The following is an 11900-nucleotide window of genomic DNA, read 5'->3' as shown; positions in this document are numbered from 1 at the left end:
TCGCGGGCAAGCCCGCTCCCACAGGGATTGCGTTTAACAGACTGGCCTCGGCGCATACCCTCACGAAACGCTTTTTAGAAAGCGTAGTTGGCGGACAGGTAGGTCTGGGCGCTGCTGGTCAAGTCCAGCGAACCCTGTTTGCTGCCGCCGCGCTCGCTCATCTCGGTGCTGGCGTTGCTGCGCAGGTAACGGTAACCCAGCTCGACCGAGGTGTTTTGCGAAACTTGCTGCAATACACCGAACTGGCCGCCAATGGCGTAACCGATGTCGCTGTCGCGGCTGAAGCCTGGCGATTCCTGGGTCAATTTGGTCAAACCGGCGGTGGCGCCACCGAACAATTTGGTGCTGCTACCCACCGGGTAGAACAGATCGTAGCTGCCCAGCAGATTTTCCTGACGCAGCTTAATGCCATTGTGCGAGCCCGACACGTTGTCGTAAGTGGCGTAGTAGCGGCCCTGGCTGTCTTGCTGGCCCAGACGCACGCCCCAGGTGTTGTCCTTGCCGATCACACCGTCGGCGTTCGGGTGGTTGAGGTTGTCGTTCAGGGCGCTGGATTTTTTAACCTTGTCGCTGGTCTGGCCAAAGGTCAGGCCGGCGAAATTGGTGGTATCGGCGTGGGCCGCCACACTGGCGCCCATCATGGTGAAAGCCAGAAGCAGTTTTTTAAAAGTAGTCATTGGGGAGTTTCCTCATGCGCTATGTGCTTTTTGGGTACGGGGCAAGGTTACTGCCCCCTCCCTGTACTGCCCCTGAACGCACACTGAACCTGAGCTGAATCAAATCGACTACGCTGTCTGGACAGTTATTAATAAGGAGATTGATCATGCGCGTGTTTCTCGCCCTCGTATTACTGGCTCTAAGCGGGGTCAGCCAGGCCGCCATCCAGACCCAGGAAATTCCCTATCAGAGTGCCGACGGCACCAAGCTGATCGGCTATTACGCCTACGACGACGCCATCAAAGGCCCGCGCCCGGGCGTGGTGGTGGTGCATGAGTGGTGGGGGCTCAACGACTACGCCAAGCGTCGCGCCCGTGATCTGGCCGGTCTGGGCTACAGCGCGCTGGCGATCGATATGTTTGGCGACGGCAAGAACACCGAACACGCCAAGGACGCCATGGCCTTCATGCAAGCTGCATTGAAGGACAGCGCAGCAGCCAGCGCGCGGTTTCAAGCCGGGCTCGACTTGCTGAAGAAACAGCCGCAAACCGATCCGGCCAAACTGGCGGCCATCGGTTATTGCTTCGGCGGCAAGGTGGTGCTGGATGCGGCGCGTCAAGGCGTGCCACTGGCAGGCGTGGTGAGTTTCCACGGTGCGCTGGTGACCAATACGCCGGCGACGCCTGGTAGCGTGAAGTCGAAAATTCTGGTGGAGCATGGCGCTCTGGATAGCATGGTCACGGCGGAAAACGTGATGGCGTTCAAAGCGGAAATGGACAAAGCCAAGGCCGACTACAAATTCGTCACCCTCGAAGGTGCCAAGCATGGGTTCAGCAATCCCGAGGCAGATCGTTTGAGTCATGGCGACCACGGTGGGCCGGACATTGGTTACAGCAAGACCGCGGATGAGAAGTCTTGGGCGGATATGCAGGCGTTTTTCAAGAAGATTTTTGGTTAAGACCCTCGACCGAGTAACGGCCTTCGCGGGCAAGCCTCGCTCCTACGGGATTGCATCGTCCTTGTAGGAGCGAGGCTTGCCCGCGAAGAACGACAACTCGGTCCAACTGACACTACCCTCACACGTGGCAACCCGGCAAAATGCCGGTCATGAATCCCGTCCCCGCCCTACCCGCCTGCTGCACCCCACTCGACGCCCACTGGCCGCTGCCGTTTGTGCTGCCTGATACGGTCTTGTTGGGTACCCACTTCGATACCAGGCAACTGGCCAGCGATGATTTCCAGCGCAGCGCCATCGAGCCGCCCGCGAGCATCCAGCGTTCGGTGGCCAAGCGCCAAGCCGAGTTTCTCGCCGGGCGAGTCTGCGCTCGGGCGGCGTTGCAACAACTGGAAGGGCTGAGTTTCATTCCGGCCATCGGCGAAGACCGCGCACCGGTGTGGCCAGCGCATATCAGCGGCTCGATCACCCACAGCACCGGCCGGGCCGCAGCGATTGTCGCGAACAAGGCGCACTGGCGTGGCCTGGGGATGGACCTGGAAAACCTGCTCGATGCGGAGCGCGCCGAACGCCTGGCCGGGGAAATCCTCACCGGGCCTGAGTTGCAGCGCATGGCTGCCGGGGCTGACGATCAATTGGCAATGCTGGTGACGCTGACGTTTTCGGTGAAGGAAAGCCTGTTCAAGGCGCTTTACCCGATCGTGCAGCAGCGCTTCTATTTCGAACACGCTGAAGTGCTGGAGTGGAGCGCGGGTGGTGAAGTGCGGTTGCGGTTGCTGACAGACCTGTCCAGTGAATGGCGTAATGGCACTGAGCTGGATGCGCAGTTTGCGGTGATGGATGGGCAGTTGTTGAGTCTGGTCAGTATCAAGGCCTGAGGATTTGTAGTGCCTGTCAGGGCCTCTTCGCGGGCAAGCCTCGCTCCTACAGAGGAATGCGGTCAGGGTACGAGCGAGGCTTGCCCGCGAAGGCGATTGCCCAGACACCAACACTCTCAACGCCGCTCCTGACTCCTCGGCCAGCTCAAACTGAAACAGGCCCCGCCCAGGCTTTTGCTTTTGCTGATCAATGCTCGCCCGTCATGCCAATGGATGATTCGCCGCACAATCGATAACCCCAACCCATGCCCGCCCGAGGCGCGGGTGCGGCTGTCATCGAGGCGCAGGAACGGGGTGAAAATCTTCTCCCAAGCCGTTTCCGGCACGCCCGGCCCGTCATCCTCGACATCCACCCGACAGCGCTGCTGCCCCACCTGATAACTGACGGTCACCCGGGAATGGGCATGGCGCATGGCGTTGCTTACCAGGTTCTGCAACGCCCGGTGCAAGTAACGCGGCTCGGCCTCAACCCAGGCGTCGTCGCAATCGGCAGCCGACAGGCACAAGCCGCGCTGCACCGTGACCTCGGCGCGCAGCGGCGCCAGTTCTTCGATCACCTGATTGACCAACGCGTCCAAATCGATCCGCTGAAAATTCAACGCCGGCGAACCTTGTTCCAGCCGCGCATAGGTGAGCATCTCGTCGACCAGCCGATCGAGGTCCTCGATGTCGTGGTCCATCCCTTCGCGGTATTTCTCCAGCGCCTCCGGCGTGGTGGCCGAGCCGATCATCTCCAGGCCAAAACGCAAACGCGCGACCGGCGTGCGCAGTTCATGAGACACGGCACGCACCAGTTCTCGCTGAATCGCGAGCAATTGCTGCAAGTGCTCGGCCATACCGTTGAACGCCGAGGCCAGACGCCCCACCGAATCCGCGCCGCGTGCCGGGACGCGGGTTTCCAGGCTGCCCTTGGCGATGCGCGTGGCGGCGGCTTCCAGCCCGCGCAAACGGCGCTCCAGCTGACGCACCAACAGATAGACAATCAAACCGATCAGGCTCAGCCCAAGGGCCGCGATCAGCACCAGCCACTCGGGCGGGTACGGATTCATCTGATACAGCGGGCCGATTTCCAGCACCCACGGCGTACCGACCATGCCGGCAAACACCCGGATCGAATCCCCTCCCTTGCCCAGCGCCATCACCGTGTCGCCTTCGGATACGCGGCGGCTCTGGTCTTCGTCCATGTCGGCCTGATCGACCGTGACCAGCCGCAGATCGAAGCCGAACCCCTTCTCTTCCTTTAATTGCGCCAGACGCTTGGGCTGCTCGGCCACCGGGTAGCGCACCAGTTCATCGGCCAGCAGGTAAATGGTCGCCCGCGCCAGTTGTTCGCTGATCTGCTGGACTTCCCCCGTAAGCACCAGTTGTTCCTTGTCGCTGACCAAGCGGTAAACCTTCGCCGCGTGCGGGCCGGTCTGCTCCACCAAGGCCTGGCCGCGCAGCACGCGGGTACGCTGGGTCAGGTCGAGACCGGTCTGGGGGAATGTCTTCAGCGCCAACGGAATCCCGAGCAAGCGCTCCCACACCAGCAAGGCCCGGTGGCGCTCGGTTTCGTTCATCGGTTGCAGGTTGTCGGCCATCAGCGAGAACGTGCCGTGGGCCAAGCGCTCGCGGTATTGCTCGCTGCGCACCTGATTGAGCAAGTGCAAGGCCAGCACACCAAGCACGGCCACCAGAATCAGCGCCGCGCACATGCCGCCGTAGATGCGCAGGAAGATAGAGTTCACAGGGTGCAGGCTTCCGGAACGAACAGATAGCCTTTACTGCGGATGGTTTTGATCAGTCGCGGATGCTCCGGGTCATCGCCGATCTTCGGGCGGATGCGTGAAATGCGCACATCAATGGAACGGTCCTGACCGTCATAACCGATACCGCGCAGCGCGGTGAATATTTCTTCGCGAGACAGAATGCGCCCGGCGTTGGCCACCAGCAGCCAGAGCAGATCGAACTCGGCGCTGGTCAACTCGATGCCTTTGTCATGCAGCCAGGCCTCGCGCAACGCGTTATCCACCACCAACGGGCCGAACTGCAGACGTCGTTGTTTTTCCGGAGCGGTTTCAGGGGTTTCACTGCGCCGCAATAAAGCCTGGATGCGCGCCAGCAGCAGACGTGGGCGAACCGGTTTGCACACGTAGTCGTCGGCGCCGAGGTCGAGGCCGAGGATCTGATCGGTATCATCGGTGCGCGCGGTGAGCATCAGAATCGGGCCTTCATACTGGTCGCGAACCTTGCGGCAAATGCTCAGGCCATCTTCGCCAGGGAGCATCAGGTCGAGGATCACCAGGTCCGGCTGCTCGTTGATGATGCGTGCCACCGCCAGGGCGCCATTGCCCTCGATCGCCACGCGCAGGCCGTTGGCTTCCAGGTAATCGCGGGTCAGTTCGGCCAGACGCTGGTCGTCCTCGACAATCAATACCTGCCAGGCTTCTTGCTCCACGATGACCTCTGCTTGCCAACATAACTTTAAGGGAAGGATCCGCCCGTCTTTTTGTAATGATTGGGGAGGATAAGAATGCATCTGCATTGGCCGATTGTATAAACGGCGCACGTCTGGAACACAAGCGGGTAAATGCGTTCGGACACAACGGTTTTTTGTGATAGGGTTCGCGCCCTTAAAAATCCGGCCGGGCGTTTTCGATCATTGAAAATCGATGAAAAATAGTCCGCTCCAGCAGCGTCGCGGCTTACACGCGCGTTCCACCTTTCACCCACAATTTACGCACAGGTTTATCCACAGGTAGTACGTTGCAATCCCCCCCCAAAACGCATTATCTTGTAGCACGGCGCCAAAAAAACCCTACATGTAGGGTTTTGACTTAAAAGCCCAACCACATTTCAGACCAGAAACTCAAGTGCTTTATTGCCTGTTTATGGTTGAACCAAGCGTGATTTTACAAGCCCAAACCGCATACGCGGATGGCACCGTTTTTTCAGGCCTGAACGGCCAAAACGGTACGGGTGTTGCAGTCATTACTGTCACCCTGAATGGAATCCGGTTTCGAGCCCACGCTCGCAGCCAAAGACTTCGGCAAGGAAGCGGCCTCATTAGCCTTTTTCCTACTGTCCCGAAGTTGTTATGCCCGACGCCCGTCGGTTGTAGTGCTTCAGGACAGAACGGTGGGCACCGTGATGGTGCCCAAACAAACATAGAGAATGTGGAGACAACCCCCCATGCAAACCGACACAACTCGCGAGAACCCGCAGGGCACCTTGCCGCAGGCCGCCGATTCGAATTCGGATCTGTCCGCCACCGCGCCTGGCCAACTGCGCGTGATCAAGCGAAACGGGACTGTCGTTCCTTACACCGATGACAAAATCACCGTCGCCATCACCAAAGCGTTTCTTGCAGTTGAGGGCGGCACCGCTGCCGCTTCGTCGCGCATCCACGACACCGTTGCCCGCCTGACCGAACAGGTCACCGCAACCTTCAAGCGTCGCATGCCATCGGGCGGCACTATCCACATCGAAGAAATCCAGGACCAGGTCGAACTGGCCCTGATGCGTGCCGGCGAGCAGAAAGTCGCGCGCGACTACGTGATCTATCGTGACGGTCGCTCGAAAGAACGCGCCGCCCACGCACCGGCCGAAGAAGCAGTCAACGCTCATCCATCGATCCGCATCACCCGCGCCGACGGCAGCCTCGCACCTCTGGACATGGGTCGTCTGAACACCATCGTCACCGAAGCGTGCGAAGGCCTTGCAGAAGTCGACGGCGACCTGATCCAGCGCGAAACCCTGAAGAACCTGTACGACGGCGTGGCCCTGACCGACGTCAACACCGCGCTGGTGATGACCGCCCGTACGCTGGTCGAGCGTGAGCCGAACTACTCGTTCGTGACCGCCCGCCTGCTGATGGACACCCTGCGTGCCGAAGGCCTGAACTTCCTGGGCGTCGCCGAGAGCGCGACCCACCACGAAATGGTCGACCTGTACGCCAAGGCGCTGCCGGCGTACATCGCCAAAGGTATCGAATTCGAATTGCTGAACCCGGTTCTGGCGACTTTCGACCTGGAAAAACTCGGCAAGGCAATCAACCACGAGCGCGATCAGCAGTTCACGTACCTGGGCCTGCAAACCCTGTACGACCGCTACTTCATCCACAAGGACGGTATCCGCTTCGAACTGCCGCAGATTTTCTTCATGCGCGTGGCCATGGGCCTGGCAATCGAAGAGAAGAACAAAGAAGACCGTGCGATCGAGTTCTACAACCTGTTGTCGTCCTTCGACTACATGTCCTCGACTCCGACCCTGTTCAACGCCGGTACCCTGCGTCCACAGCTGTCGAGCTGCTACCTGACCACCGTGCCGGATGACCTGTCGGGCATTTATCACGCGATCCACGACAACGCCATGCTGTCCAAATTCGCTGGCGGCCTGGGCAACGACTGGACGCCGGTTCGCGCGCTGGGTTCGTACATCAAAGGCACCAACGGCAAATCCCAAGGCGTTGTACCGTTCCTGAAAGTAGTGAACGACACCGCCGTCGCCGTTAACCAGGGTGGCAAGCGCAAAGGCGCTGTGTGTGCCTACCTGGAAACCTGGCACATGGACATCGAAGAGTTCATCGAACTGCGCAAGAACACCGGTGATGACCGCCGTCGTACCCACGACATGAACACCGCCAACTGGATCCCTGACCTGTTCATGAAGCGTGTCTTCGATGACGGCCCGTGGACCCTGTTCTCGCCATCCGAAGTTCCGGATCTGCACGACCTGACCGGCAAGGCCTTCGAAGAGCGTTACGAGTACTACGAAGCCCTGTCCCAGTACCCGGGCAAGATCAAGCTGTTCAAGACCATTCAGGCCAAAGACCTGTGGCGCAAAATGCTGTCCATGCTGTTTGAAACCGGCCACCCATGGCTGACCTTCAAAGACCCGTGCAACCTGCGCAGCCCGCAGCAGCACGTGGGCGTGGTTCACAGCTCGAACCTGTGCACCGAGATCACCTTGAACACCAACAAGGACGAGATCGCCGTTTGCAACCTGGGTTCGATCAACCTGCCGAACCACATCACCAACGGCAAGCTGGACACCGCCAAGCTGGAACGCACCGTGAACACCGCCGTTCGCATGCTCGATAACGTTATCGACATCAACTACTACTCGGTGCCACAAGCGAAGAACTCCAACTTCAAGCACCGTCCGGTCGGTCTGGGCATCATGGGCTTCCAGGACGCCTTGTACCTGCAGCACATCCCTTACGGTTCCGACGCTGCCGTCGAGTTCGCCGACAAGTCGATGGAAGCGGTCAGCTACTACGCGATCCAGGCGTCCTGCGACCTGGCCGACGAGCGCGGCGCTTACGAGACGTTCCAGGGTTCGCTGTGGTCCAAAGGCATCCTGCCGCTGGATTCGCAACAGATCCTGATCGAGCAGCGTGGCCAGCAGTACATCGACGTTGACCTGAACGAAACCCTGGACTGGGCACCGGTTCGCGCCCGTGTGCAGAAAGGCATTCGTAACTCCAACATCATGGCCATCGCACCGACCGCGACCATCGCCAACATCACCGGCGTGTCGCAGTCGATCGAACCGACTTATCAGAACCTCTATGTGAAATCGAACCTGTCGGGCGAATTCACCGTGATCAACCCGTACCTGGTTCGCGACCTCAAGGCTCGCGGCCTGTGGGACTCGGTCATGATCAACGACCTGAAGTACTACGACGGTTCGGTGCAGCAGATCGAGCGCATTCCGCAAGAACTCAAAGAGCTCTACGCAACGGCGTTCGAAGTGGACACCAAGTGGATCGTTGACGCGGCCAGCCGTCGTCAGAAGTGGATCGACCAGGCTCAGTCGCTGAACCTGTACATCGCCGGTGCTTCGGGCAAGAAGCTGGACGTGACCTACCGCATGGCCTGGTACCGTGGCCTGAAAACCACTTACTACCTCCGTGCCCTGGCCGCGACCAGCACCGAGAAGTCGACCATCAACACCGGTAAGCTGAACGCTGTTTCCAGCGGCGGCAACCACGGCGACGACTCGGTCCTGGCAGCTCCAGCAGGTCCGGCACCAGTGCCAAAGGCTTGCGCGATTGACGAGCCGGATTGCGAAGCTTGCCAATAAGCTGAGCCGGTAGGCGCTGAAAGGCGCTTACTCAAACCCCCGATCAGTCCTCTGGATTGGCCGGGGGTTTTCTTTTGTCTGGAGGAAAGTGGTGGCCGGGCTGACGCCTTCGCGGGCAAGCCTCGCTCCTACACGATGTATGTCGTCCAGATGATCAACGCGATCCTGTAGGAGCGAGGCTTGCCCGCGAAGAGGCCCTCACCAACGACACAAACCCGGATGCCTGACAAAAATCCCGGCCCATAAAAAAGCCCCTCTTGCGAGGGGCTCTTTGTGAAGCGCTATCTGCTAACCAGCATCAGGTCATCTGAATGATGGTCTGCATGATGGTGCTCTGGGTGGAGATGGTCTTGGCGTTCGCCTGGTAGTTGCTCTGGGCTTTGATCAGCTCGACCAATTCATTGGTCAGATTGACGTTGGACTCTTCCAGGGAATTGGACACGACCGAACCCAGAGTGCCGGTTGTCGGCGCATCGACACCCGCCACGCCTGAGGCGAAGGTTTCTTTCCAGCGAGTACCACCGATCGGCTGCAAGCCTTGCTCGTTAGCGAAGCTGGCGACTGCAACCTGACCGATGGCCTTGGTTTGCTGGTTGCTGAAGTTGGCGGTCATGACGCCGGTGGCGTCGATGCTCAGGCTGGAGATCTGGCCGGTCGCGTAACCGTCCTGGAATTGGGCGGTACGAGCGGTTGGCGAGTTATAAGACGTGGTTAGCGCCATGTTGAACGCGATACCGCCTGCAGCCGCCGTGGAACCATTCGCCCCCCAGGTCGGAGGAATCGTCGCGGCGTTGGTTACAACCCCCGGGACCCAACCGGTCATGGTCAAGGTGTTACCAGTCTGGGTCCAGCCAGCACCCGCCGTCAGCGTATTGATGCTGCCGTCGGAGTTGAAAGTGATGTTGGCGGTGATCGCCACTGGTGGCGTGGTAGCGGGGTTGGCCGGGGAACGACCATCCATGTAAGTGTGGACACGCCAAGCGTTAGTACCCGTTTTCACGTAGTACTGATCCATGGTGTGCTCGTTACCCTGACTGTCATAGACCTTGGTAGAGATGGTCTTGTTATAGCTATTGGTGTCAGTCGGGCTGAACGTAGCCACAGTCGGCAAAACCTCGGACGAATTCAGGTTCATCGTCTGATCGACTTTGGTGGTCGGGTTCGGCTTGAGAGCCGTGGTATCAATCTTCAAATCAGTCAACACACCGTTGATGATCTTGCCGTTGGCATCAACGCCATAACCCTGCAAACGGTTGCCGTTGTTATCAACCACATAGTTTTCAGCGTCAGTCTTGAACGCACCGGCACGGGTGTAGCTCAGGGAGCCGTTGTCGCTGAGGATGAAGAAACCGTTGCCCTGGATGCCCATGTCGAGCACGTTGCCGGTGTTGTTCACGTCGCCCTGGCCGAACTGCTGGGAAACGTTGGCCAGACGCACGCCGTTGCCGATGGTCTTGCTGCCAGTACCCAGGCGGGTGGCCGAGTACACGTCTTCGAATTCTGCACGGGACGATTTGAAACCGGTGGTCGCGACGTTGGCGATGTTGTTGCCGGTCACGTCCAGTTGTTTGTTGGCTGCATAGAGACCGCTAAGGCCGATATTGAAAGACATATTCCACTCCTTGTGCCGTGTTAGTCGGCTCTATATACCAATGGTTTGTACTTTGGACAGGGCAACGCTGCCCATGCCTGCCAGGTTCAGCATCAACTCACCGCCGGTCTGGCTGATGGTCACGCTGTTAACGGTCGCTGGCAGATAAGTAATCAGCGATGTCGCCTTGCTGTCGATGGTGGCTGTTGCGCCGAAGGTGTAAGTACCCGCCGGTGCCACCGCGCCCGCATCGTCCTTGCCATCCCAGATGAAACTGGCGTTACCGGCACTTTGACTGCCCAACTCGAGAGTACGGATGGTCTTGCCTTCCGAGTTGGTGATCTTGACGGTGGCGGCGGGAACCGAGGTTGGCACCACAACGGTACCGTTGAGGCTCTTGGAGGTGTCGACCACGGCTTTGTCGGTCTGCGCAATGACCGAGCGGCCCACCAGCGAAGAAGCCTGCAAAGCTTGCGAAGAGCTGTAGCTGCTGGCAAGGCCGCTGACCGTATCGTTCAGCGTGGTGATACCTTCCAGGCTACTGAACTGCGCCAGCTGGGCCACGAACTCACTGTTGTCTTGAGGATCGAGCGGGTTCTGGTTTTTCAGCTGAGTCACCAACAGCTGCAGGAACGCGTCCTTGCCCAGTTCCTGGCCGCCGGTAGCGGCCGTGGTCAGGCTGTCTTTGGTGGTAGTGGTCGTGACCGAAGAGTTGGCCAGAACATCGCTGATAACGCTCATATGAATCGCCCCTTATCACTGACCGAGGGTCAGGACCTTCTGCATCATGGTTTTGGCGGTGTTCATCATTTCGGCGTTGGTCTGGAACGAACGGCTCGCGGAAATCATGTCGGCCATTTCTTCGACGACGTTGACGTTCGGGTAGTAGACGTAGCCCTTGCCGTCGGCAGCCGGATGGTTCGGCTCGTAGCGCGCGTCAAGGTTGCTCTGGTCTTCGACCACGCCCAGCACTTGCACGCCTTGACCGGCCGCGTCCTGGTTCTGGAACAGTGAATCGCTGCCGCCGCTCTGGCCGCCCTGGAACATGGTGGCGAACACCGGGTGACGCGCACGGTAGGTCTGATCGATGCTCGACGAAACGGTCTCGGCGTTGGCGATGTTCGAGGCCACGGTGTTCAAGCGAGTGGTCTGAGCGCTCATGCCGCTACCGGCAATGTTGAAAACACTGGATAGAGACATGGATTACTCTCCGCGCAGGGCTGACACCAGCCCTTTGAATTTACTGTTGAGCAGCGTGAAGCTGGCCTGGAAGTTGACTGCGTTTTCCGCGTAGTTCGACTGTTCCAGCTGGGCGTCCACGGTGTTTTGGTCGATCGACGGTTGCATCGGCGTGCGATACATCAGCGACTCGCCGCCATTGCCCAGGCCTTCAGCTTCGATGTGACGGCTGTTGGTCATGTTCAAGGCGAACTTGCCGTTTTTGGTTTTCTCGTTCTGCTCGGCGAGCACTTTCGAGAAGTCCAGATCCCGAGCCTTGTAGTTCGGGGTGTCGGCGTTGGTGATGTTGTTGGCCAGGACTTCGGCACGCTGAGCGCGGAAGCCCAGGGCTTGTTCGTGGATACCGAGCGCTTTATCGAAGCTGATGCTCATGTCGGGAAACCTTCGGGTGACCTGATTTTTCGTACGATGGATATAGCAAGCGGCGTGCCAATTCAAAAAAGCCCATAAACCGGGGCTTTGCGCGCGGTGGCAAGGCGGCAATGCCAGAAAAGCGGCAACCGATTTCCGCCGT

Annotated in this window: 10 protein-coding genes; 3 read left to right on the top strand and 7 right to left on the bottom strand. The window is 59.3% G+C overall.

Going from position 1 to position 11900, the window contains the following annotated elements:
* Window positions 1-74: 74 nt before the first annotated feature.
* Window positions 75-677: a porin family protein gene (locus NHU87_RS12175; RefSeq protein WP_253548586.1), complete on the bottom strand. Its 603-nt coding sequence runs from the start codon at window positions 675-677 to the stop codon at window positions 75-77.
* A gap of 146 nt (window positions 678-823) precedes the next feature.
* Between NHU87_RS12175 and NHU87_RS12170 the strand changes: the two genes are divergently transcribed.
* Both NHU87_RS12170 and NHU87_RS12165 read left to right on the top strand, forming a co-directional pair.
* Window positions 824-1615, top strand: a complete 792-nt coding sequence (locus NHU87_RS12170; protein ID WP_253548584.1) for a dienelactone hydrolase family protein — start codon at window positions 824-826, stop codon at window positions 1613-1615.
* 149 nt (window positions 1616-1764) lie between these two features.
* A complete protein-coding gene (locus NHU87_RS12165) occupies window positions 1765-2490 on the top strand; it encodes a 4'-phosphopantetheinyl transferase family protein (RefSeq protein ID WP_253548582.1) in 726 nt (241 codons plus the stop codon).
* 116 nt (window positions 2491-2606) lie between these two features.
* Here the strand turns inward: NHU87_RS12165 and NHU87_RS12160 are convergent, their stop codons facing one another.
* Window positions 2607-4217, bottom strand: a complete 1611-nt coding sequence (locus tag NHU87_RS12160; protein ID WP_253548580.1) for an ATP-binding protein — start codon at window positions 4215-4217, stop codon at window positions 2607-2609.
* Window positions 4214-4927: a response regulator gene (locus NHU87_RS12155; protein WP_253548578.1), complete on the bottom strand. Its 714-nt coding sequence runs from the start codon at window positions 4925-4927 to the stop codon at window positions 4214-4216. The genes NHU87_RS12160 and NHU87_RS12155 overlap by 4 nt, the downstream gene beginning before the upstream one ends.
* A gap of 734 nt (window positions 4928-5661) precedes the next feature.
* Between NHU87_RS12155 and NHU87_RS12150 the strand changes: the two genes are divergently transcribed.
* The gene (locus NHU87_RS12150; RefSeq protein WP_253548576.1) at window positions 5662-8556 is read left to right on the top strand and encodes a ribonucleoside-diphosphate reductase subunit alpha; all 2895 of its coding nucleotides are present in this window, start codon (window positions 5662-5664) and stop codon (window positions 8554-8556) included.
* Between the two features lie 298 nt (window positions 8557-8854).
* Here the strand turns inward: NHU87_RS12150 and flgE are convergent, their stop codons facing one another.
* The 4 genes from flgE to flgB are packed head-to-tail and all read right to left on the bottom strand — an operon-like array spanning window position 8855 to window position 11758.
* Window positions 8855-10168 carry a flagellar hook protein FlgE gene (gene flgE / locus NHU87_RS12145; RefSeq protein ID WP_253548574.1) on the bottom strand — a complete coding sequence of 438 codons (1314 nt, stop codon included), beginning with the start codon at window positions 10166-10168 and terminating at the stop codon, window positions 8855-8857.
* A 30-nt stretch (window positions 10169-10198) separates the two neighbouring features.
* Window positions 10199-10888 carry a flagellar hook assembly protein FlgD gene (flgD, locus tag NHU87_RS12140; RefSeq protein ID WP_253548572.1) on the bottom strand — a complete coding sequence of 230 codons (690 nt, stop codon included), beginning with the start codon at window positions 10886-10888 and terminating at the stop codon, window positions 10199-10201.
* 15 nt (window positions 10889-10903) lie between these two features.
* A complete protein-coding gene (gene flgC / locus NHU87_RS12135; protein WP_253548570.1) occupies window positions 10904-11347 on the bottom strand; it encodes a flagellar basal body rod protein FlgC in 444 nt (147 codons plus the stop codon).
* 3 nt (window positions 11348-11350) lie between these two features.
* Entirely contained in the window at window positions 11351-11758 is a 408-nt protein-coding gene (flgB, locus tag NHU87_RS12130) for a flagellar basal body rod protein FlgB (RefSeq protein WP_253548568.1), read from the bottom strand.
* Window positions 11759-11900 lie beyond the last annotated feature (142 nt).

Source organism: Pseudomonas mandelii (genome assembly GCF_024138395.1).
Taxonomy (GTDB): domain Bacteria; phylum Pseudomonadota; class Gammaproteobacteria; order Pseudomonadales; family Pseudomonadaceae; genus Aquipseudomonas; species Aquipseudomonas mandelii_E.
The sequence above is the reverse complement of the archived record's forward strand: the minus strand, read 5'-3'. Positions and strand labels throughout refer to the sequence as shown.